At 38.7% G+C, this 21,085-nt stretch carries 23 protein-coding genes, 1 pseudogene and 1 other annotated feature; of the genes and pseudogenes, 15 read left to right on the plus strand and 9 right to left on the minus strand.

The annotated features are described in order from the left end of the window. Positions 1–36: 36 nt before the first annotated feature. From VSAL_RS06155 to dinG, 4 genes are all read right to left on the minus strand, one after another. On the minus strand, positions 37–246 hold the full coding sequence (locus tag VSAL_RS06155) for a DUF2496 domain-containing protein (RefSeq protein ID WP_012549872.1): 210 nt from the start codon (positions 244–246) through the stop codon (positions 37–39). Next, positions 233–790, minus strand: coding sequence for a primosomal replication protein (locus VSAL_RS06160; protein WP_044583220.1), 558 nt, complete (start codon positions 788–790; stop codon positions 233–235). The genes VSAL_RS06155 and VSAL_RS06160 overlap by 14 nt, the downstream gene beginning before the upstream one ends. A gap of 33 nt (positions 791–823) precedes the next feature. Beyond that, positions 824–1,594 carry a TSUP family transporter gene (locus VSAL_RS06165; protein WP_012549874.1) on the minus strand — a complete coding sequence of 257 codons (771 nt, stop codon included), beginning with the start codon at positions 1,592–1,594 and terminating at the stop codon, positions 824–826. A 66-nt stretch (positions 1,595–1,660) separates the two neighbouring features. After that, positions 1,661–3,745 (minus strand): ATP-dependent DNA helicase DinG, encoded by a 2,085-nt coding sequence (dinG, locus tag VSAL_RS06170; protein ID WP_012549875.1) that lies wholly within the window; start codon positions 3,743–3,745, stop codon positions 1,661–1,663. 514 nt (positions 3,746–4,259) lie between these two features. On the opposite strand from dinG, the gene VSAL_RS23785 reads away from it, so the two are divergent. From VSAL_RS23785 to VSAL_RS06240, 15 genes are all read left to right on the plus strand, one after another. Beyond that, positions 4,260–4,457 (plus strand): hypothetical protein, encoded by a 198-nt coding sequence (locus VSAL_RS23785; protein ID WP_231850892.1) that lies wholly within the window; start codon positions 4,260–4,262, stop codon positions 4,455–4,457. Continuing rightward, positions 4,458–5,276 (plus strand): porin, encoded by an 819-nt coding sequence (locus VSAL_RS06175; protein WP_231850893.1) that lies wholly within the window; start codon positions 4,458–4,460, stop codon positions 5,274–5,276. 66 nt (positions 5,277–5,342) lie between these two features. Beyond that, a complete protein-coding gene (locus VSAL_RS06180) occupies positions 5,343–5,966 on the plus strand; it encodes a DUF2057 family protein (RefSeq protein ID WP_012549876.1) in 624 nt (207 codons plus the stop codon). Between the two features lie 487 nt (positions 5,967–6,453). Next, on the plus strand, positions 6,454–7,452 hold the full coding sequence (locus VSAL_RS06185) for a porin (protein ID WP_012549877.1): 999 nt from the start codon (positions 6,454–6,456) through the stop codon (positions 7,450–7,452). Between the two features lie 309 nt (positions 7,453–7,761). Then, positions 7,762–7,888 (plus strand) — a sequence feature (His leader region). Positions 7,889–7,960: 72 nt separating this feature from the next. Further along, on the plus strand, positions 7,961–8,857 hold the full coding sequence (gene hisG / locus VSAL_RS06190; protein ID WP_012549878.1) for an ATP phosphoribosyltransferase: 897 nt from the start codon (positions 7,961–7,963) through the stop codon (positions 8,855–8,857). A 5-nt stretch (positions 8,858–8,862) separates the two neighbouring features. Next, complete coding sequence (gene hisD / locus VSAL_RS06195) at positions 8,863–10,158, plus strand: histidinol dehydrogenase (RefSeq protein WP_012549879.1); 1,296 nt, start codon at positions 8,863–8,865, stop codon at positions 10,156–10,158. A 14-nt stretch (positions 10,159–10,172) separates the two neighbouring features. Next, entirely contained in the window at positions 10,173–11,213 is a 1,041-nt protein-coding gene (gene hisC, locus VSAL_RS06200) for a histidinol-phosphate transaminase (protein WP_012549880.1), read from the plus strand. Positions 11,214–11,290: 77 nt separating this feature from the next. Beyond that, positions 11,291–12,364: a bifunctional histidinol-phosphatase/imidazoleglycerol-phosphate dehydratase HisB gene (hisB, locus tag VSAL_RS06205; RefSeq protein ID WP_012549881.1), complete on the plus strand. Its 1,074-nt coding sequence runs from the start codon at positions 11,291–11,293 to the stop codon at positions 12,362–12,364. A gap of 8 nt (positions 12,365–12,372) precedes the next feature. Further along, complete coding sequence (gene hisH, locus VSAL_RS06210) at positions 12,373–12,987, plus strand: imidazole glycerol phosphate synthase subunit HisH (protein WP_012549882.1); 615 nt, start codon at positions 12,373–12,375, stop codon at positions 12,985–12,987. 114 nt (positions 12,988–13,101) lie between these two features. Further along, the gene (gene hisA, locus VSAL_RS06215; RefSeq protein WP_012549883.1) at positions 13,102–13,839 is read left to right on the plus strand and encodes a 1-(5-phosphoribosyl)-5-[(5-phosphoribosylamino)methylideneamino]imidazole-4-carboxamide isomerase; all 738 of its coding nucleotides are present in this window, start codon (positions 13,102–13,104) and stop codon (positions 13,837–13,839) included. Then, a complete protein-coding gene (hisF, locus tag VSAL_RS06220; RefSeq protein ID WP_012549884.1) occupies positions 13,821–14,594 on the plus strand; it encodes an imidazole glycerol phosphate synthase subunit HisF in 774 nt (257 codons plus the stop codon). Before hisA ends, hisF begins: the two co-directional genes overlap by 19 nt. Next, positions 14,591–15,211 carry a bifunctional phosphoribosyl-AMP cyclohydrolase/phosphoribosyl-ATP diphosphatase HisIE gene (gene hisIE / locus VSAL_RS06225; protein ID WP_012549885.1) on the plus strand — a complete coding sequence of 207 codons (621 nt, stop codon included), beginning with the start codon at positions 14,591–14,593 and terminating at the stop codon, positions 15,209–15,211. The genes hisF and hisIE overlap by 4 nt, the downstream gene beginning before the upstream one ends. A gap of 137 nt (positions 15,212–15,348) precedes the next feature. After that, a complete protein-coding gene (locus tag VSAL_RS24070) occupies positions 15,349–15,840 on the plus strand; it encodes a type II secretion system protein (protein WP_012549886.1) in 492 nt (163 codons plus the stop codon). A gap of 124 nt (positions 15,841–15,964) precedes the next feature. After that, positions 15,965–16,651 carry a TIGR01621 family pseudouridine synthase gene (locus tag VSAL_RS06235; protein WP_012549887.1) on the plus strand — a complete coding sequence of 229 codons (687 nt, stop codon included), beginning with the start codon at positions 15,965–15,967 and terminating at the stop codon, positions 16,649–16,651. Then, positions 16,648–17,613, plus strand: a complete 966-nt coding sequence (locus tag VSAL_RS06240) for a class I SAM-dependent methyltransferase (protein ID WP_012549888.1) — start codon at positions 16,648–16,650, stop codon at positions 17,611–17,613. Before VSAL_RS06235 ends, VSAL_RS06240 begins: the two co-directional genes overlap by 4 nt. A gap of 77 nt (positions 17,614–17,690) precedes the next feature. On the opposite strand, the gene gspS2 is transcribed toward VSAL_RS06240, so the two are convergent. The 5 genes and pseudogenes from gspS2 to VSAL_RS06265 form a co-directional block, all read right to left on the minus strand. After that, positions 17,691–18,089: a type II secretion system pilot lipoprotein GspS-beta gene (gene gspS2, locus VSAL_RS06245; RefSeq protein ID WP_012549889.1), complete on the minus strand. Its 399-nt coding sequence runs from the start codon at positions 18,087–18,089 to the stop codon at positions 17,691–17,693. A gap of 18 nt (positions 18,090–18,107) precedes the next feature. Then, positions 18,108–18,410, minus strand: a complete 303-nt coding sequence (locus VSAL_RS06250; RefSeq protein ID WP_012549890.1) for a YciI family protein — start codon at positions 18,408–18,410, stop codon at positions 18,108–18,110. A 122-nt stretch (positions 18,411–18,532) separates the two neighbouring features. After that, entirely contained in the window at positions 18,533–18,955 is a 423-nt protein-coding gene (yciA, locus tag VSAL_RS06255; RefSeq protein ID WP_012549891.1) for an acyl-CoA thioester hydrolase YciA, read from the minus strand. A 98-nt stretch (positions 18,956–19,053) separates the two neighbouring features. Further along, on the minus strand, positions 19,054–19,599 hold the full coding sequence (locus VSAL_RS06260) for a septation protein A (protein WP_012549892.1): 546 nt from the start codon (positions 19,597–19,599) through the stop codon (positions 19,054–19,056). A 200-nt stretch (positions 19,600–19,799) separates the two neighbouring features. Then, positions 19,800–21,058: pseudogene (locus VSAL_RS06265) on the minus strand (dicarboxylate/amino acid:cation symporter). Positions 21,059–21,085: the final 27 nt, after the last annotated feature.

Below are 21,085 nucleotides of genomic sequence, written 5' to 3' on the forward strand. Positions count from 1 at the left end.
ACTCAATAACTCAATCTCTACTTTGAGACACCTGGTTCACTTTTTTCTAAGATCGTTTAATACAATGTCTAACGCTTTTATTGCAATTTCTTTATTAACATTATTATTTTCTAGAAGATAAATTAAATCTACGGCAAGCTTTATTTCATCAGGAGCGTTATCTAATGGACTTGGTGATTTTATATCGTGAGATTCTGAAATTAACGTTTCAATCGTATTTTTTTTATTAGCCTTAAGATTGGTCATTTTGTTCTCTGTAGGTAATTTGTTGCTCTAAACGAATCATCGCGGTTTTACAACGCTGTAATCGCTTTTCTGTAGTAAGAAGCACTTTTTGTAATTCTTGTTGCTGTGAGAAGGAATGGCATTTATTTACATTTTGTTCTTGCTCTTGAACCATTTGGATAAGGCGACGAGACCATTCTTGGTGCTGCGCAAGATCTTGGTACATATCGCTAATCGGCTTTTTATTACTGCCTTTTGGCCGTACTTCATGTGAACGTATACGTTGTGTTGCAATCTCCCGTTGAATTGCTTCTATTTGTGCAAGGAGCATCTGGGTTAAATACTCGGCTCTTTGAGGCGTTAACATATTTGCTTTTTCTTCGCGCTGAATTGACTGAAGTGTCGCTTTTGTTTCATTAATACAGGGTATTAAATAGCGGCTTCGGCAACCAAATAGACGCTCATCAAAGAGGGGTAAGCGTTGCTCTCCACGGCGACGATCAATTTCTGCGCTTGTTTTTGCCAATTGTTCTAACATGATTTCAATGGTTTTATAGTTAGCCATCATTTATTCCTTAGTATTCAAGAAGAGTTCGATTTAAAACCAAGCATCAAAAGCGAGTTTAGCCGCGAGAATACAAACAACAGTAACAAAAACAGGGCGAATGAATTTTGAACCAAAACGAATAGCAGAATGAGCACCTAAGAAGGCACCAACCATCAGGCAAATCCCCATCGTTAAACCAAGCGCCCAGTTTATCTGGCCAAGGATAGCGAAGGTGACAAGCGAGGTGATATTACTTGTAAAATTCATGGCTTTAGCGAGACCAGAAGCCAGTAAGATATTAAGACGATAAAGTGCCATACTACTTACCGTCCAAAATGCACCAGTGCCAGGGCCGGCAACACCATCATAAAAACCTAAAGACAACCCTTGGATGATTTGTTGTTTTTTAAACTTAGGTGTTTTTTCTGGTAATTGATTCTGCTCAGAGATTAAACGATTCGGCCAAATCGTATAAATAGCGGCACCTAGAATAATAAGAGGTAGGCCTTTTTCTAACCATTCCGTTGAAATATAATTGACTAATAAGGTTCCGCAAGTTGCACCAAGTAAAGTGGCTATAAATGAGGCTTTCCAAAACTGAGGGTCAAATAGCTTCTTTTTGAAATAGGTGATTGCCGCTGTCGATGATGCAAAAGTAGCCGCTAATTTATTTGTGCCTAATGCAATGTGTGGGGGTAAGCCAATAGAGAGCAATGCTGGAACCGTCAGCATACCACCACCACCAGCAACTGCGTCAATAAATCCAGCGACAAAAGCAACTAACCCTAAAATAATGAGGGTCGAGGGTTCAAGAAATTCCATATAAGCTCTTATTAGTTGTAGGCAGAATTAGAATCGCAATATACGATGTTTAATTGCAATAAATATTTACTCGATTACCCTTTTAAAGGGAGGCAAAGCATCTAAAAGCGCTTTACCGTAACGTTTGGTTATAATGCGACGATCAAGGAGCACAATTCTACCAGAATCATCCTCTTTACGCAGCAACCGGCCGACAGATTGAATTAATTTTTTACTCGCTTCTGGAACACTGATCTGCATAAATGGATTGCCACCACGACTTTCGATATATTCAGAATGCGCTTCTTCTACTGGCGAGGTGGGAACACCAAACGGAATCTTTGTAATAATTAGGTTTGTAAGTAAATTCCCGGGTAAATCTAAGCCTTCAGAAAAGCTTCCCGTACCAAATAAAATACTGATCTTATTTACTTCACATAATGCTTTATGTTTCTTTAGGATCTCTTGTCGTGACTCTTTTCCCTGAATTAAAAGGCTCCAACCTTGTTTTTTTACTAGAGCTTCAAGTGCCTCCGCTACTTTATTCATTTGCCAGTATGAAGAAAATAGAACCAAACTTGACTTTTGATCGGCTAAATAGAAAGGAAGCTCTTCTATTAATAGATCGGTAAATCCCGCAGCGGATGGTTCCATTGGGAGTTTAGGTACAACCAATTGTGCATTTTCTTGGTAATTGAATGGCGAAGCTAAAGACAAGAATCGTATCCCATCTTCTGGTTTCTCTGATATTCCGGCTTGCTTACAAAAGAAAGAATAAGAGTTTAATGCTCGCATTGTGGCAGAGACAAGGACAGCACCAGCAGCTCGGCTCCATAAGTTCTGGTCCAGTTGCCAACCAACTTCTAAAGGAGATACATTGATGATGACATCTAAATCTCGTTCTTTACTTTTTTCTAACCAGCGAGCTAAAGGTGCGCCTTTATCACTATTTGGTTTTGCCATTAAGAACCATACTTGAGCTAAATTTTCGAGTCTTTGCAGATAAAAACCCATTTCAGCAAGCGCTGGCTCTGCCATTCTCGGAGCCAGTTCACCATCTTTCATCCGTTCAGAAATCAGATCGCTTATTTTTGCTAATGCTTGATTTGCTTTCGTAGAAAGGTCCTTTAGATCTTTTGATTGTTCTGCTAACCAAACCGGTATTTCTCCGTGTTCAAAACGATAGATGCCATCATCATTAAATAAACTTGGGTCAAATTGTTTACTTAATTGATTTAAAGATGGAATTAATTCTTGGACATATTCATGTAAATTATTTTGAAAACGATGTACCCGTTTTTGATCGGCAAGATTACAAAATTTACTAATTGATTTGTTAAGAGCTTCTAACCAAGTTGCTGAGCCTTTTAAACTTGCCGCAGCAGAAGAATGTTCGCGTGCAACATTTGGTAAGTGATGAGCTTCATCGAAAATATATATAGTTTGCTCTGGTTCAGATAGAACAACACCACCACCTAAATCAATATCTGCCATGACTAAACTATGATTGGCAATAACTACGTCTGCTTTATCTAAATGTTCACGAGCTTTTTGAAAAGAGCACTCTCTATGTAATGGTAAACCATTATGGCAGCTGTATTTATCTGCAACGATAGTTTGCCAAATAGGGTTAGGAATAGTACTTGGCCAATTATCAATGTCACCATCCCATTTACCTTCTGATAACGCTTTATACATTCTCTTTAAAAGGTCTAAGTCTTTCTTTTTCGGTTTTTCTGTAAACAGTGAAACCTGTTGAGTATCGTTACTGTTATTTTCAACTAAAGAGGCCAGTTTATGAGAGCAGCAATAACGTTGACGACCTTTAGCGATAATAAAAGAAAAAGGCAAAGGTGATATGCGACGATAAAAGGGCAGGTCTTTATGCGCTAACTGTTCTTGCAGTGCGACGGTTGCCGTTGAGATAACCACTTTTTTATTATTTAATTTTGCAAAAGGAATCACACTGAGTAAATAAGCCAGTGATTTTCCGATGCCAGTTCCTGCTTCTGCAACAATCATACGGTGATGATCACTGTATTCGCCACCAAGTGATTTAGCGATTTCTGCTACTAAATAGTTCTGAGCACGGCGAGGTATAAAGCCAGGAAGCTGGTCTTGCAGTGTTTTATAGCTCTCTCGGATAGAATCAGTAACAGCTTTATTCAGCATTGTTTTACTCAAAAAGAAGGAAAAACGTATTGTAACACGCGTCGTTGAGTGTGATCTCATGCAAATAATGGAATCTTATATAATTAAAGATCGACGCACGTCACGAAAATGAGATTGATACAATCTTTAGAATAAATTGTTAGTTTTTAGTTTGCATTAAGTTGCGAGTGCTGTTGTTTTTTCGGTATTTAATGTTGATTTACTGTTACTTTTAATTGTTTTTTGGGGTTTAATTCTTTTTTTGTATTAAATTATTTTTTATGTTTTCCCGGTTTTTTCTAGTTTTCTGTGTTGTTTATATAATTTACATTAGATTAAGTGATTGAAATTTAATGATTTTTATTTTTTTTATTTATGTCTTATTTGACATGATCTGCAAGATTTTGCAGAGTAGTTCTGGAATTCAAAAACACTGATTAATCACACAGTTAGATGTGTTGGTCAATGTAGATAATTATAACAGGGAACCGGAAAACGGATTTCCAATCTTTCTAAGAAAAGGCAGTGGATTATTATGAAAAAGACTCTTTTAGCTTTAGCAGTTATGGCAGCAGCTGGTTCAGTATCAGCCGCAGAAATTTATGGTTCTGAAACATCTAAAGTTTCTGTCAAAGGTGAGGTAGATGCATATCTTGCAGCTTCTGAAGTTGAGAAATTGGATGGAACTAAGTCTGATTCAGATGCTGATATTTATACTTGGGCTAAAATCTAAATGGATGCTGAGCATCAATTAAATTCAGATTTTAAAGCGTTTGCATCTTTTGAAATTGAGACGAAAGATATTGCTGGTGGTGATTCTACGGCTAAATTCGATGATGTTTATGTAGGTGTTAAAACCGACTCTTGGGGTGTCGCGGTTGGTGAAGTTGGTGATTTAGCTGAATCTATGGATGCAATCCAAAAAGATGATATTACTAATGAAGGTAATTACATGGGCTCTACCGGTGGTCACCATAAAGAATCTGCAGGGCATGGGGCTGTATTTAAAGGTGAATTTATCGAGGGCCTAGTTCTAGTTGCTGATGTGAATACAATAAGCGACAAAGATGTTGATAATACTTACGGTGTCTCTGCTGATTACTCTTTTTCTAACTTTTCAATCGGCGCCTCATTTTTAACAGGTGATGCAGCAGAAAATGTTGATTATTCTGTTATGGGTGTTTCTGCATCGGCTGAATTTGGCGATCTTTATTTAGCAGCTACGTTTGCAAGTTATGAAGGTAATAAAGGTTACGGTTACTGGGATTCTGCTGATTATCAATCAGGTACAACAATGGGGGTAGCAGCGGCTTACCAGCTTGATAAAACTCGTTTATATACAACATATGCTATTGCAAATGCTGATGAAAACACAAGAACGGGTGCTTCTTTAGGCTCCGCTGAAGTTGATATGACTAACTTAGTTGTTGGTGCTGATTATGCAGTACTAGATAGCATTACAGTATTTGCTGAATATCAGATGGCAGAGTACGATGCAGTTAAAACATATGATGCATCAACACTACTTGCAGGTGTTTACTACGCCTTCTAATTTGTAGTTAGTGTACATTTAAGCCAACGATATTCGTTGGCTTTTTTTGTTATTAAAGAGAAATTAATGAAAAAAATATTAGTTATTTGTAGTTTATTATTTTGTAGTAATCTTTGTGCAGCAAGTATAGAACCTGCTTCAGGTATTCATTTACGTGCTTTAAATGGCGAGGGAGTTGATGATTCAAAATCAATCTTACTTATTAATGGTGACAACCAATTAGTATTAGATTTTACTGGCAGATTAAAGATATCGGGAAAGAGAGATCACATTTCGACAGTGCCTTATATTGTGATAGTTAATCCTAAAGATATTGACAGATTAGAAGTTCAATTAGTTTCTCAAGATCTCGATAAAATTAAAAATAAAATAGATAGAAATAAACCAATATTCGAGTTCTTAGGGAATGGAAAAAAGATTGATGTTATACAATTTATTCTTCCACCTAATACTGATGTTTTTCCATACGCAAATATACCTGAAGTGGTTAGATCGTATAATCAAAAGAATGGATTGATTTTTGACAGTGGAAAAATACGTGAATTGAAAAAAGAACTTAAGGCTGTTAATCAGAGTTCAAATTCAGGAAATTCTGAGTCAGAAAATAGTTTACAGCTAAAACTTTGGTATAGTCGTGCAACAGAATATGAGCGCAGAGCTTTCCAAAAGTGGATTATAGATCACAATTAATTTTTGTTAAGCCTCCATTTTATGTTCTTTGAAATTGTTTTTTTGATAAAAAATTTCATAAATTTCTCGGTAAAAATGGAAGGTTAATTAATGTAATATGTATCTTTTGTTTTTGTTGTTTAATAGTCGACTCGATTAGTTTGTTTATTATGTTTTTTTACTTATTTTCTTGTTATTTATTAGTGTGTTGATTGTGTTTTTGTGCTTTTTTTTATATGTAAATTTAGATGTAATGCTTGTCTTTTGAATGCGATATCTGTCGAGTATTCATACATGATATTTTAACTGTTTGTATTCGTGGCATTTATTTTTTTTTGCTTTCCTTGACATTCGCCGTTGACATGTTGAGGAACTTTTAGCAAAGTAATCGCCAGATTTAAGAGATGCAGATTTATAACACGTTATTAGATGTTGAGCTCTGTGTTGATATATAAAATGGAACCGGAAATCGGATTTCCAATCTCATAAGAAAAGGCAGTGGAATATTATGAAAAAGACTCTTTTAGCGCTTGCAATCGCAAGTATCTCAACTTCAGCTTTTGCTGTTGATACAAGCAGCCAAAACAGCCGTAACGAAGACATGTTTGCATTTGATTCAATGCACAAAGACCAGTTCTCTGTATCTGGTTCTGTGGGCGTTGGTGGTTACTACGACACTGGTTCTAAAGCATTTTATGATCATTGGGCTACTGGCCTAACTCTAGCAGTTAACTACCGTAACAACCGTATCGTTGGTTATTTTGAAACTGACTTCATGCTTAACTATACAACAGACAGCGAAACTAAGTCTGCTTCTTCTACTGAGAAGAATTCAAGCCCAGCTACTGATGTAGATAAAGCTTGGTTAGGTTTTGATACTGGCTACGGTATTGCTTCTTACGGTTGGGAAAATGATACAGCACTAGATGCTGTTGATGGTGCTGGTGACTTTACATACGAGTTTGGTGCTTCTGCTGGTGATGCATCTGATGCATTCAACGTAGTTAAATTCCAAGGTTCAACAAGCGGTTTTGCTTACGGCGTATCTTACTTTGAAACTGATGACGTTCATGTAGACGCAGAAAAAGGCGTGAATGGTTACGTTGGTATCGAACAAGAAACTTTCAATGTATACGCTGGTTACGAAACTCGTGATTCTGATTACGATGTATACACTGTGACAGGTAATGTAACACTAGGTGAAGTAAAACTTGGTGCTAACTTCTGGATCGAAGAAACAGATACAACAGCTAAAGATATGACTAACACTGGTTACTATGTATCAGCTGGTTACGCAGTATCTGAAGATCTAACATTAGCTGCTGGTTATGCTGCTAATACAGAAGAAGAAAAGAAAGTTGATACTGACTACTCTTACGTGAACGTTGCAGCAATGTATACACTAGCTAAGAACATGAATATGGGTATCGACGTACGTCAAGACCTTGACGCTGGCACTAAAGACGAAGAAACTTACGTATTCGCAGCGGGCTACTACTACTTCTAATCTCTTGATTTAAAGTAAATAGAATTATTAAGCCAGTCATCATGACTGGCTTTTTTTGTTGGTAAAATAAAAATATAATTACGTTAATCTACTTATTTCCCTGACTTTGTAACCACATCTGCTGACTTCTTTTTTCTTTAATATCTGTATATCCCACTATCTATTATCTCTTCCCTGAAACTTTATTTAAAAAAACAGATCTTTTTTGTTGAAATAAAACCACAGTTTGATAATGTATTTACAAGGTTAAAAACAAAATCAATTTGTTACTTAAAGGTTTATTATTATGCGTATTCAAGGTCTGAACATTCATCACCATCACCATCCTGAGTAGTCTTTCGGGAGGATACGTTATATCCGGAAGGCAATTAGAATTTCCTTCCGATGAATAAAATTTCAAACCCTCGGAAGGTAAAACTTCTGAGGGTTTTTTCGTTTTATGACTAAATAATTGAGCAATTGATAGTTAACAACAAATTTAGAATTACATTTTTACAAGGAAGAGATTATGTCAGCACAACGTTTACGCATCGCAATTCAAAAGAAAGGACGTTTGTCTAAAGAGTGCCAAGAGCTGTTTAAGCGCTGTGGTATGAAATTTAATATATCAGGTGAGCGTTTAGTGGTTCATTCTGAAAATATGCCGATTGATTTATTGTTGGTTCGTGATGATGATATTCCAAGTCTTATCATGGATGGCGTTGTTGACTTAGGTGTTATTGGCGAAAACGAATTAGAAGAAGTTCGTTTAGAGCGTAAAGCATTAGGCGAGCCTTCAGCATTTACCACATTGCGTCGCTTAGATTTTGGTGGTTGTCGTCTGTCTATCGCGATTGATAAAGATGCTGTTTATAACGGACCACAAGACCTTGCTGGTAAACGTATCGCAACGACTTACTCACAATTGCTTAAAAGCTTTATGGATGAGAAAAATATCCCGTTCTCAACTTGTATTTTAAATGGTTCAGTTGAAGTTGCTCCACGTGCCGGTCTGTCTGATGCGATTGCTGATTTAGTTTCAACAGGCGCAACTCTTGAGGCTAATGGCCTAAAAGAAGCTGAAGTAATTTTCCGCTCTAAAGCGACGTTAATTCAACGTGAAGGTGAATTCGATGCTGATAAAGCGGCCTTGATTGATAAATTACTGACTCGTATGCAAGGCTGTATCCAAGCGAAAGAATCTAAGTACATCATGCTACACGCGCCAACCGATAAATTAGAAGCGATTAAATCACTACTACCGGGTGCGGAAGATCCAACGGTGCTTCCTCTATCAAGTGACGGTGCGAAAGTGGCAGTTCACCTAGTGAGTACTGAAAATCTATTCTGGGAAACGATGGAACAACTAAAAGCATTGGGTGCGAGCTCTATTCTTGTTCTTCCAATTGAGAAGATGATGGAGTAACCATTATGAAAACCCTAGTTTGGCAATCACTCAGTAATTCACAACAAGACACCGTCTTACAGCGTCCTGCTATTACCGAAGGCGCAAATATTACCGCTGCGGTAACTAGCGTGATTAATACCGTTAAACAAGATGGCGATGCTGGCGTGTTAGCGTTGACTGAAAAGTTTGATAAGGTGAAACCTGAATCCATTCGTGTATCTAAATCAGAGATTGATGCGGCAAGTGAACGTTTATCTGAAAAGATGAAAGCGGCACTGCAACAAGCTTATAGCAATATTTCTAAGTTTCATAAAGCACAAAAGCCTCAGCCAATCAAAGTTGAAACTCAACCTGGTGTCGTATGTGAACAAATCACGATGCCAGTGAATAAAGTCGGCTTGTATATTCCGGGTGGCAGTGCACCATTGCCTTCAACAGTATTAATGTTAGGCATTCCTGCACAGATTGCGGGCTGTCATAAAGTGGTACTTTGTTCGCCACCGCCGATTGCTGATGAGATCTTATACGTTGCAAAACTATGTAAAGTCGATGAGGTGTATAACATTGGTGGCGCACAAGCGATTGCTGCTATGGCGTATGGTACTGAATCTGTTTCTAAAGTAGATAAGATCTTTGGCCCAGGTAACGCATACGTCACTGAAGCAAAACGCCAAGTTTCTAATGACTTTCGTGGTGCTGCTATTGATATGCCTGCGGGACCTTCTGAAGTCTTGGTTATTGCGGATGAAACGGCTGATCCTGATTTTATTGCGGCAGATCTTCTTAGCCAAGCTGAACATGGTCCTGATTCACAAGTTATCTTAGTCACGCCTTCGCCAATCATCGCTGATCAAGTTGCTGATGCCATCGAGAAGCAATTAAAAGAACTGACTCGTGCGGATATCGCTCGTCAAGCGCTAGGTTCTAGTTTGTTGATTATTGCTAAATCATTGACGCAATGTGTTTCAATCTCAAACTTTTATGGTCCTGAGCACTTGATTGTTCAAACTAAAAACCCACGTGAATTATTACCATTGCTAGATAATGCAGGTTCTATTTTCTTGGGTGAGTATTCTCCAGAATCAGCAGGGGATTATGCATCGGGTACAAACCATGTTTTACCAACTTATGGTTATACAAGAACGCACTCAAGCTTAGGTTTAGCTGATTTTTCTAAACGCATGACAGTACAAGAGTTAACTGCTGATGGTTTAAAAGGGTTAGCGCCAACGGTTGTCACAATGGCTGATGCTGAAGGGCTAGATGCACATAAACGTGCCGTGACTATTCGAATTGAAAAATTAGCTAAATTGAATTAATAGAGACCATAGATATGGAAAAATTAGCTCGTAAACAAGTTCAAGCCTTGACGCCGTATCTATCGGCTCGTCGTATTGGTGGCAGTGGTGATGTTTGGCTTAATGCTAATGAGTCCCCATTTGATAATGAGTATAACGTAAATTTTACTCGTCTAAATCGTTACAGTGAGTGTCAGCCTCCAGAATTGATTAATGCTTATGCTGCTTATGCAAAAGTAACAGCAGAGCAGGTGCTGACTTCTCGAGGTGCTGACGAGGGTATTGAGTTATTAATTCGTGCTTTTTGTGAGCCAAATGAAGACGCGATTTTATATTGTCCACCAACCTATGGTATGTATTCCATCAGTGCTGAGACGATTGGGGTTGAGACTAAAACAATACCTTTAACATCAGAATGGCAGCTTGATCTTCCAAGCATTGAACGCAATTTAGACAATGTAAAATTGGTCTTTGTATGTAGTCCAAATAACCCAACAGGTAATGTGATTAACCGTAAGGATATTTTGTCTTTATTAGAGATGACAAAAGATCGTGCGATTGTGGTGATGGATGAAGCTTATATTGATTTTTGTATGGAAGTGTCAACCGTTGATTTATTGGCGACATACCCCAATTTAGCCATTTTACGAACGCTATCCAAAGCATTTGCCTTAGCGGGATTACGCTGTGGTTTCACTCTTGCAAATAAAGAGTTGATTGATGTGTTATCTAAAGTGATTGCTCCGTACCCTGTTCCTGTTCCTGTCGCTGACATTGCAACTCAAGCATTATCAGAAGCAGGTTTAGCCCGCATGAAATACCAAATGCTTGATTTAAGCGCCAACCGTGCTTATTTGCACGCAGGATTAATGGTATTGAATGGAGTTACTGTTCATGAAGGTTGGGGTAACTATTTATTAGTGCAGTTCTCTGATGGCGATGCAGTGTTTAAAGCAGCATGGGATCACGGCATTATTTTACGTAATTCACCAATTAAAGATTGTGTGCGTATTAGTGTGGGTAACCGCGAAGAGTGTGAGAAAACATTAGGCTTTATTCGTAACCAATTAATGTGATTTTATCCCCGAAAGCTTAGGAATAAGGCTTGGGGCTTATCAAGAATAAAACAAGAAAAAATTAAAAGGAAGTTCCTGTGAGCAAACAACAAAAGATTTTATTTATCGACCGTGACGGCACCTTAATTGTTGAGCCGCCTGTCGATTTTCAAGTAGACCGTTTAGATAAGTTAAAATTCGAGCCTCTGGTTATTTCTTCTCTGTTGTTTCTTCAAGAAGCGGGTTACCGTTTAGTCATGGTAACCAACCAAGATGGTTTGGGTACAGATAGCTATCCACAAGATGAGTTTGATGCGCCACACAATATGATGATGGAGTTCTTTGAATCTCAAGGTGTGAAGTTTGATGACGTTCTTATCTGTCCTCACTTTGAAGAAGATAACTGCTCATGCCGTAAACCAAAATTGGGTATGGTAAAAGAGTACCTTCAAGGTGGAAAAGTTGATTTTCAACATTCAGTTGTGATTGGTGATCGCCAAACGGATCTTCAATTGGCTGAGAACATGGCAATCCGTGGTATCCAATATCACCCTGAGACAATGAACTGGCCTGCGATCTTAAAAGATCTGACGGTAAATGCAGGTACTGCAGAAGTGATTCGTACAACTAAAGAAACTGACATTAAAGTGTTTGTTAATCTGGATGAGCAGGGCGGAAATGAGATCTCAACGGGTCTTGGCTTCTTTGACCACATGCTTGATCAAATTGCTACGCACGGCGGTTTCCAAATGAAGATCAATGTCGACGGTGACTTACACATTGATGATCACCACACCATTGAAGATACAGCGCTTGCATTAGGTGAAGCGTTAAAAGAAGCGTTAGGTGACAAACGTGGCATTGGTCGCTTTGGTTTCAGCTTACCAATGGATGAGTGTTTAGCGCAATGTGCGTTAGATTTATCTGGTCGCCCATACCTAAAATTTGATGCTGAATTTAGTCGTGATCAAGTGGGAGATTTATCAACAGAAATGGTGGTTCACTTCTTCCGTTCACTTACTGATACATTAGCTTGTACATTGCACCTTTCTTCTGCCGGTCATAATGACCACCACATTATTGAAAGCTTATTTAAAGCCTTTGGCCGTACTTTACGCCAAGCAATTAAAGTGGAAGGTAATGAACTACCAAGCTCAAAAGGCGTATTGTAGGAGTGACTATGACAAAGCAAAATGTCGTTATTATTGATACAGGCTGCTCTAACGTATCGTCAGTGAGATTTGCGATTGAGCGTTTGGGTTATGACGTTACGATAAGCAGAGATCCACAAGTGGTATTAGCAGCAGATAAGCTGTTTTTACCGGGCGTTGGCACAGCAAGCGAAGCGATGAAAAACTTGGCTGAACGAGATCTCATTGAATTGGTTAAACAAGTTGAGAAGCCACTGTTGGGTATCTGTTTAGGTATGCAACTTTTGGGTAAGCTTTCTGAAGAGAAAGGCCAAAAAGCAGATCAAATTGTAGATTGTTTAGGCTTATGTGACGGTGAAGTTCGTAAGCTTCAAACGGGTGATTTACCGCTGCCTCACATGGGTTGGAATACGATTAAGCCTATTGAAGGTAATCCGCTGTTTAAAGACATTCCAGAGAACAGTTACTTTTACTTCGTACACAGCTTTGGCATGCAAGTGGGTGATTATACCATTGCGACTTGTGACTATGGACAACCATTTACTGCGGCATTACAAGTGGGTAATTATTACGGTGTTCAGTTTCACCCTGAGCGTTCAAGTAAAGTGGGTTCAACGCTTATTCAGAACTTTTTGGAGTTATAAGAGCAGGGACTAGGTGCGAGGTCGCTTCGCTTCGAGGTTTTAGGGCTCTTACTCGTCCCTCGGATCTCGTAATGAGCGTAGCGAATGTTCTCGATTCTGCTAATAAGGATATTTATGATCATTCCAGCATTAGATTTAATTGAAGGCCAAGTAGTTCGTCTTTTCCAAGGCGACTACGGGCAAGTAACAGAATACAAAGTTGATCCGGCTGAACAGTTCAATCTGTATCACCAAGCGGGTGCTAATTGGCTGCACCTTGTTGATTTAACTGGCGCAAAAGACACTACCGCACGTCAATTGGATTTGATCGCTCGTTTGCTAGCAAGCACGCCTGCCAATATTCAAATCGGTGGTGGTGTACGTAATGAAGCGGATGTACAAGATTTATTGAACGCCGGCGCACAACGTGTGGTGATTGGTTCTACTGCGGTAAAACAGCCAGAGCTTGTTAAAGGTTGGATGGAAAAATACGGCGCAGAAAAAATCGTATTAGCGCTAGATATTAACATTGATGAAAACGGCACACGTAATGTTGCTATTTCAGGTTGGCAAGAAGATTCAGGTGTAACTATTGAAGCACTGCTTGAAGATTATCTAACCGTTGGCCTTAAGCACGTCTTATGTACTGATATTTCTCGTGACGGCACACTGCAAGGTTCAAACGTAGAGCTGTACGTAGACTTATGTAAGCAGTACCCACAAGTGCAATTCCAATCTTCAGGTGGCATTGGTTCTCTTGATGATATCGTCGCGCTTAAAGGCTCAGGTGTTGCTGGAGTCATCGTTGGACGAGCACTGCTTGATGGCAAGTTCACCGCAGAGGAGGCATTCCAATGTTGGCAAAGCGAATAATCCCTTGTTTAGATGTTAAAGATGGACAAGTCGTAAAAGGCGTTCAATTTCGTAATCACGAGATCATTGGTGATATTGTTCCTCTAGCGCAGCGTTATGCAGAAGAGGGCGCAGATGAATTGGTCTTTTATGATATCACCGCATCTAGTGATGGTCGCGTTGTAGATAAAAGCTGGGTCGCACGTGTAGCTGAAGTGATTGATATTCCATTCTGTGTGGCGGGTGGCATTAAAACAGCAGAAGATGCCGCGAAGATTTTAGAGTTTGGTGCTGATAAAGTATCGATTAACTCCCCTGCACTGGCTAACCCTGAACTCATCACTGAGCTTGCGGATAAATTTGGCGTTCAATGTATCGTTGTTGGTATTGATTCATACTTTGATAAAGAAACAGGTAAGTACCAAGTTTACCAATTCACGGGTGATGAAGAACGCACCAAAGCAACCAAATGGGAAACCAAAGATTGGGTGCAAGAAGTACAAAAACGCGGTGCGGGTGAAATCGTGCTTAATATGATGAATCAAGATGGTGTGCGTAACGGTTACGATCTTGAACAATTAAACATGGTACGTGAAGTGTGTCATGTTCCGCTTATCGCTTCAGGCGGCGCGGGTGAAATGGTGCACTTTGCCGATGTATACAAGAAAACAAACGTGGACGGTGCTTTAGCAGCATCGGTATTCCATAAGCAAATCATCAATATTGGTGAATTAAAAGAATATTTAGCACAACAAAAAATAGAGGTACGCCGATGAGCCAACAAGATTTTGCAACACGTATTGATTGGGAAAAAGTGGACGGCTTAGTACCTGCAATTATTCAAGACTTTAGTTCAAGCCAAGTATTGATGATGGGCTACATGAACAAAGACGCGTTATCAAAAACGTTAGAGACAAAGAAAGTTACTTTTTTCTCTCGCACTAAGAATCGTTTATGGACTAAAGGTGAAGAATCAGGCGATAGCTTAAATTTGGTTAATATCTCTTTAGATTGTGATAACGATACATTACTTATCAAAGTTAAACCTGTTGGTCCAACGTGCCACACAGGGACAACTACTTGTTGGGATAGCGATAAAACAGAAGAAAGCCAATTAGTTTGGCTTCATCAGTTGGAACAGCTACTTGCCGAGCGTAAGAATGCTGATCCTGACTCCTCTTACACAGCAAGTCTCTACGCCCGTGGCACCAAACGTATTTCGCAGAAAGTTGGCGAAGAGGGCGTTGAAGTTGCGCTTGCAGCGACGTCGGGTGACAAGGCGGAGCTAGTGTGTGAATCAGCAGATTTGATGTATCACTTGTTTGTTCTGCTTCAAGACCAAGGCTTGTCGTTTGATGATGTGATTAATAAATTGAAAGAACGTCATACGTAAAATAACGATTATTTGATAATATTTAAGTTAATACTCAGTTATTAGCTTTTTTATATGTAACTTCTTAACTTTAGTCTCATAAATTTAATGTGAATTGAATATAATGTTTCTATATGTAGTTGATTTGGATTTTTTGAATGAAAAAAGCGTCAGGATTTACATTAATTGAATTAGTCGTTGTCATTGTTATATTAGGCATTCTTGCCGTTGTTGCTGCCCCTAAGTTTTTAAATCTACAGAATGATGCAAAAGCTGCAGTGATTAATGGATTAAAAGGTGAGATGGAAGGGGCGATAAGCCTTACATATTCTAAGGCTGCCATATTAGGTATTGAGAAAGAAGATTCAATTATTCAAGATGGAATCACTTATTCTTATGGATATCCTATTTATGATCAATGGACTCAGTATATGGAGATTGATTATGAGTCGTATACTGTGAATAAAGAATGGGCTGGTGGATCAATAAATGATAAGGATGGTATTGCTGAATATATTTCATTGTCAAGCATTGTCGGTACTTATGATCAAAAGGATTCAGTAAAAAAGACAAACTGTTATGTTAAATATGTTGTGGCTAAATCTGTTGATGAACCTTATCAGTTATCTACGGTAACAACAGGCTGCTAGTTCTCTATTCGTTTATTTACGATGTAAAGTGAGAGTTCTTAAGGTTTTAGTGATAAATATCTATAGGCTCTCGCACAACCCCTTCGCTTCGGTATATACTCTGCGCTCAATTTTAGGAGCGCCAATGTTCGATATCCTTTATCAAAATTCAGATTTTCTTGTTATCAATAAACACCCTAATGTTAGCGTTCATAAAGATGATGGCGACACTTCATTATTAATTGAACTCGCTAAAGTCACTGGTGATAAACAGCTTTATTTAATCCATCGTTTAGACAAAATGACGTCAGGATTATTGCTTATTGGCCGACACCAATCAGCAGCCAGTGAATTATCACAATTGTTCGCAAAGCGTTTAGTTGAAAAATACTACCTCGCTATTGGTGATAAAAAGCCTAAGAAAAAACAAGGTCTGGTTATTGGCGATATGGAACGCTCACGTAGAGCATCATGGAAGCTAATCAACAGTAAAGAAAACCCTGCGATTACTCAGTTTTTCTCAACGGCAGCCCATAATGGCAATCGTCTATTTTTATGCAAACCGCATACAGGGAAAACACACCAAATTCGAGTGGCGTTAAAAAGCGTAGGCTCGGGTATTTTAGGTGATTCAATTTATAGCTCATCTAAGGCTGATCGTGGTTACCTTCATGCTTATGCTTTGCGATTTACCTATCAAGAGCAAGCGTTTGAATTTATTGAAACACCAAAACAAGGTGAAGAGTGGCAAGATGACACCGTTCAAGCAGGGTTAGCGCAATGGCAAACACCGTGGACATTAACTTGGCCAGAGATTAAGAAGAAATCATGAAGATAGAAGCATTAGATACGTTATTTACGCATCTTGAACAGCAACTGACTCAGCCATTAGGTGAACTACGCCGCTTATTTCATGGTCGTGGTCAATGCTTTGAAGGATTAGAGCAAATCACGGTAGATTGGCTGCAAGCGAAAGACTCTCAGGGGCAAGGCTCTCAAGGTCAACTAGTGGTGGCGTTATTTAAAGAGCAAGACCTTGAATTTGTAGAAGAGTTAGAAGCTAGACTAAAAGCATTTGCAGATTCCGAGTTATGGACGAATGCGAAAGGGTCTTCTATCTTATTGCAACATCGTTACCAAGAATTAGCGCCAACACAAGTGGTATGGGGAGACGAAAATACGTTTCCTGTCGTTGAAGAAAACGGTTTAAAGTACCAACTAGAGCTAAAAAAGAACCAGAATATGGGTATCTTTTTAGACATGCGTTATGGTCGTCAGTGGGTTCAAGCACATAGCGAAGGCAAGTCAGTATTAAACTTGTTTGCATATACGTGTGGTTTCTCTGTGGCTGCGATTGCTGGTGGTGCCACTCAAGTGGTTAACCTAGATATGGCGAAAGCGTCATTAGGTCGTGGGCGTGATAACCATCGCCTAAATGAACATGATCTTTCTAAAGTGAAATTCTTAGGCCATGACATATTTAAGTCATGGGGAAAGATTAAGAAATTGGGTTTGTATGACTTGATCATTATTGATCCGCCAAGTTTTCAAAAAGGCAGTTTTGCGTTAACTAAAGACTATCAAAAGATCTTACGTCGCCTACCTGATTTGTTAACAGAAAATGGAGAGGTATTGGCGTGTGTGAATTCACCGGCAGTATCAACGGATTTCTTAACTGATGGTATGGCAGAAGAAGCACCAGAGTTGAAATATATTGAGCGTTTAGATAATCCACCTGAGTTTGCTGATATTAATCCTGAAAGTGGGTTAAAAGTGATGCGATTTACTCGCTAATTCATCTGAAACTGATGTTGTTTAAATTAAAAAATGCCTTTTCATATTTCTATTGAGAAGGCATTTTTAGTTTTAGATTATTTTTTTTCTGTTTGCTCTCGATCTAAACAAGACTGCTCATTCACGATAATGTTATTTTGCTGCTGACCTCGTGAGTTACGGATAATGTATTGATAGGTAACTCCCTTATCAATCACGGGGCGAACTTCATTGTCTTTACAGAAAGTAGTAATACTTTTTTCTATGACTTCTGTTGTACTGACCTTTCCATTTCCACTGTCTAAAAACATCATTTCAACAACGCCATGCTTTGCTTTTGCACGAAGTAGAGTCAGTGGACCTATCTCTAAAGGTAATACGCTGCTAAGAACGCTGGCTCTATAATCAGCAAGCATATCAATTTCTTTTTGCTGTTCATTAGAAGCACAACCAGAAAGTAGAATAAGACTGAATGCGGTGAATAGTATTTTTTTCATTTAAATTCTTAATATCAATTATGCAGGAAGTACTTTTTTAAATGGCTTTACAATTACGTTAGCGTAAACGCCAGCGTCGATGTAAGGGTCATTATTTGCCCATTCTTGTGCCGACGCTAAAGAGTCAAAATCGGCAATAACAGTAGAACCTGTAAAACCAGCCTCACCAGGGTTTTCAGAATCGATAGCAGGCATTGGCCCTGCAACAAGTAAACGACCTTCGTTCTGTAATGTTGTTAAGCGTGCTAAATGTTGTTCACGAACGCGTAAACGACGCTCTAAACTGTTCTCAACATCTTGAGAGAATATGATATACCACATTATAGAATCCTTTTATTTTGGTGATAATTTGTATTTGATTTGAGATAGCTTACACCATAATAAAAAAAGCTCTGGTGTTAAACCAGAGCATTTTACAAATAAAGGTGATATTCCTCTATTTCTTACGCATTTTTGAGGATAGGACGAGGTTTTCCTTTAGCATCGATAGCAACATAATTAAAAGTGGCCTCACAAACTTGAAAGCGATCACCAATGCCATCTTCTTTGATTGGTTTTACCCATACTTCCAAATTAATCGACATTGAAGTTCGACCAATGTTAACGCATTCACCATAACAGCAAACGACATCGCCAACTTTTACTGGTTTCTTGAAGGTGATGCTAGAGACAGAAACGGTAACAATACGACCACCAGATATTTCTTTTGCTAAAATCCCACCCGCTAAATCAAGCTGTGACATTATCCAACCGCCAAAGATGTCACCATTGGCATTCGTATCTGCAGGCATCGAAAGGGTACGTAAAAGAAGTTGGCCTTTAGGAACTTGGTCGGTATTTACTGAGGTGTTCAATATGATTTCCATACAACAAAAATGAAATTGTTAGAAGTCTATCACAAAATAGTAAATATAAAAAAACCGTGTTGTAAACAACACGGTTTAAAAGAGGGAAAGAATAAAACTTACTCTTGTTCTTCTTTTTTCTCTTTTGGCATGTGTTTATAAACGTACATACCGGTAAGTAGGGTGTATATGAAAGTAAGTCCTAACAGACCAAATACTTTAAAGTTAACCCATACATCTAATGGCATTTCAAAAGCCACGTACAAGTTAGCAATAGAACATGCAGTGAAGAATAAGATCCATGCGTAGTTAATTTTATTCCATTTATTATCAGGTAAAGTCACTTCTTTACCAAGCATACCTTTAATAATAGGTCTGCCTAAAATTTGAGCGATAATTAAACCAGCAGCAAAAACAGCGTATACGATGGTTACTTTCCATTTTATGAAATTATCATCGTGTAAAAATATGGTCATGCCACCAAAAACTGTCACCATAATAAAGGTGATTAACTGCATTTTTTCTACTTTTTTGTACAGTACGTAAGTCAGTATTAATTGAACGGCAGTGGCTACGATAAGTGCACCTGTTGCTGTGTAGATATCGTACATTTTGTATAAGGCAAAAAAGATAATCAGTGGGATAAAATCTAAGATCTGTTTCATGTTTATATGTTGAGCCAATAATAAATTATGCAGCGAGTGTATCTAAAATTGAGAGGCGAGGGAATCGCTAAAAATTGCTTGTTACATTTTACTTATTATTTTATGACAAAGGCGATATTGAAGGGAGTATTTGAATTGAGATAAAAAACCTGCTCTTAATAGGTTCAAGAAGCAGGCTTTAGTCTTTTTTTGAGAAAACGTTATGCTTGTTGTTTCTCTGATGCCGTCTCTTCTACTGGAGAATCATCGATCAGAGCGTCAACAATTACAGCACACGCGGCATCACCAGTGATGTTTAATGCAGTACGGATCATATCGAAAATACGATCTAATGCGAATAAAAGTGGTAAGCCTTCAATCGGAATACCTGCCGCCAATAATACGGCAACAACAAGAAATGATGGACCAGGGACACCCGCTTGACCAACGGCACCTAACGTTGAAGTAATTATGATAGCGACATAAGCACCGATAGATAAATCAATGTTGAACAGCTGTGCAAAGAAGATAGCAACCAAGCCATAGTAAATTGCATTACCAGACATGTTGATTGTTGCGCCTAATGGTAGAACAAATGAGGCGGTAGAGTTACGCACGCCTAAGTCTTTCTCGACCGTTTCCATTGTCACAGGTAGTGTTGCCATTGAAGACGCAGTTGATAGAGCAACGGCTTGTGGTTTCTTCATCGCAATCAGGAATTTTTTCGCTGATGTTTTAGTTAACAAACCAACCATTAGTGGGTAAGCAATAAAACCAAAGATAAAAATAGCGGCGATATAAACAAGGAATAGTTTAAACACAACCATCAATGCACCAAAACCAAACGTGCCTACGGCTTCGGCCATTAAGCCAAATACACCGATAGGAGCAATTATCATGACTTTGTTGATCATCCAAACCATAACATCAACAATTGAGTTCACGGCATTAAGCATTGGTTCACGACGCTTTTTTTCTAATTTAGAAAGACCAATACCGAAAAATAAGCAGAAAACGAGAATTTGTAAAATGTTAGCTTCATTTAGCGATTGGAATACGTTCGTTGGGATCATACCAGTAATGGTTGCCCAGAAGGTTGGTAGCTCACCTTTAGCAGCATAAGCGGAAGAGAACATGCCTTCAACGCCAGAGACATCAATGCCTTTACCTGGTTCAAATATTTCACCCATGAATAAAGCCAGAGCAACAGCCAGAGCAGAAGTGATGCCGAAATAGCTTAATGTTGTTAAGCCTACTTTTTACCTGCGTTGCTGCTGTTTCCTAGGCCAGCCGCACCAGAGATCAGCGCAACAGCAACCAGTGGAATAACGAGCATTTTAATTAGGTTAATGAAAATAGTCCCTAATGGAGCGAACATTACGGCAGATTGACCCATGGTTGCACCGACAAGTGTACCAATGATCATAGCAATAACGACTTGAATACCGATATTGTTTAGAAGTCCTTTCTTATTTAGCACTTTCTTTACCTCTGTGTTGTGTTTGTT

This window comes from Aliivibrio salmonicida LFI1238 (genome assembly GCF_000196495.1).
Taxonomy (GTDB): Bacteria; Pseudomonadota; Gammaproteobacteria; order Enterobacterales; family Vibrionaceae; genus Aliivibrio; species Aliivibrio salmonicida.

Bases quoted from the DNA above. Each gene is read 5' to 3' on its own strand.
- VSAL_RS06155 (WP_012549872.1), bottom strand. From the start codon at position 246: ATGACCAATCTTAAGGCTAATAAAAAAAATACGATTGAAACGTTAATT.
- VSAL_RS06160 (WP_044583220.1), bottom strand. From the start codon at position 790: ATGGCTAACTATAAAACCATTGAAATCATGTTAGAACAATTGGCAAAA.
- VSAL_RS06165 (WP_012549874.1), bottom strand. From the start codon at position 1,594: ATGGAATTTCTTGAACCCTCGACCCTCATTATTTTAGGGTTAGTTGCT.
- dinG (WP_012549875.1), bottom strand. From the start codon at position 3,745: ATGCTGAATAAAGCTGTTACTGATTCTATCCGAGAGAGCTATAAAACA.
- VSAL_RS23785 (WP_231850892.1), top strand. From the start codon at position 4,260: ATGAAAAAGACTCTTTTAGCTTTAGCAGTTATGGCAGCAGCTGGTTCA.
- VSAL_RS06175 (WP_231850893.1), top strand. From the start codon at position 4,458: ATGGATGCTGAGCATCAATTAAATTCAGATTTTAAAGCGTTTGCATCT.
- VSAL_RS06180 (WP_012549876.1), top strand. From the start codon at position 5,343: ATGAAAAAAATATTAGTTATTTGTAGTTTATTATTTTGTAGTAATCTT.
- VSAL_RS06185 (WP_012549877.1), top strand. From the start codon at position 6,454: ATGAAAAAGACTCTTTTAGCGCTTGCAATCGCAAGTATCTCAACTTCA.
- hisG (WP_012549878.1), top strand. From the start codon at position 7,961: ATGTCAGCACAACGTTTACGCATCGCAATTCAAAAGAAAGGACGTTTG.
- hisD (WP_012549879.1), top strand. From the start codon at position 8,863: ATGAAAACCCTAGTTTGGCAATCACTCAGTAATTCACAACAAGACACC.
- hisC (WP_012549880.1), top strand. From the start codon at position 10,173: ATGGAAAAATTAGCTCGTAAACAAGTTCAAGCCTTGACGCCGTATCTA.
- hisH (WP_012549882.1), top strand. From the start codon at position 12,373: ATGACAAAGCAAAATGTCGTTATTATTGATACAGGCTGCTCTAACGTA.
- hisA (WP_012549883.1), top strand. From the start codon at position 13,102: ATGATCATTCCAGCATTAGATTTAATTGAAGGCCAAGTAGTTCGTCTT.
- hisF (WP_012549884.1), top strand. From the start codon at position 13,821: ATGTTGGCAAAGCGAATAATCCCTTGTTTAGATGTTAAAGATGGACAA.
- hisIE (WP_012549885.1), top strand. From the start codon at position 14,591: ATGAGCCAACAAGATTTTGCAACACGTATTGATTGGGAAAAAGTGGAC.
- VSAL_RS24070 (WP_012549886.1), top strand. From the start codon at position 15,349: ATGAAAAAAGCGTCAGGATTTACATTAATTGAATTAGTCGTTGTCATT.
- VSAL_RS06235 (WP_012549887.1), top strand. From the start codon at position 15,965: ATGTTCGATATCCTTTATCAAAATTCAGATTTTCTTGTTATCAATAAA.
- VSAL_RS06240 (WP_012549888.1), top strand. From the start codon at position 16,648: ATGAAGATAGAAGCATTAGATACGTTATTTACGCATCTTGAACAGCAA.
- gspS2 (WP_012549889.1), bottom strand. From the start codon at position 18,089: ATGAAAAAAATACTATTCACCGCATTCAGTCTTATTCTACTTTCTGGT.
- VSAL_RS06250 (WP_012549890.1), bottom strand. From the start codon at position 18,410: ATGTGGTATATCATATTCTCTCAAGATGTTGAGAACAGTTTAGAGCGT.
- yciA (WP_012549891.1), bottom strand. From the start codon at position 18,955: ATGGAAATCATATTGAACACCTCAGTAAATACCGACCAAGTTCCTAAA.
- VSAL_RS06260 (WP_012549892.1), bottom strand. From the start codon at position 19,599: ATGAAACAGATCTTAGATTTTATCCCACTGATTATCTTTTTTGCCTTA.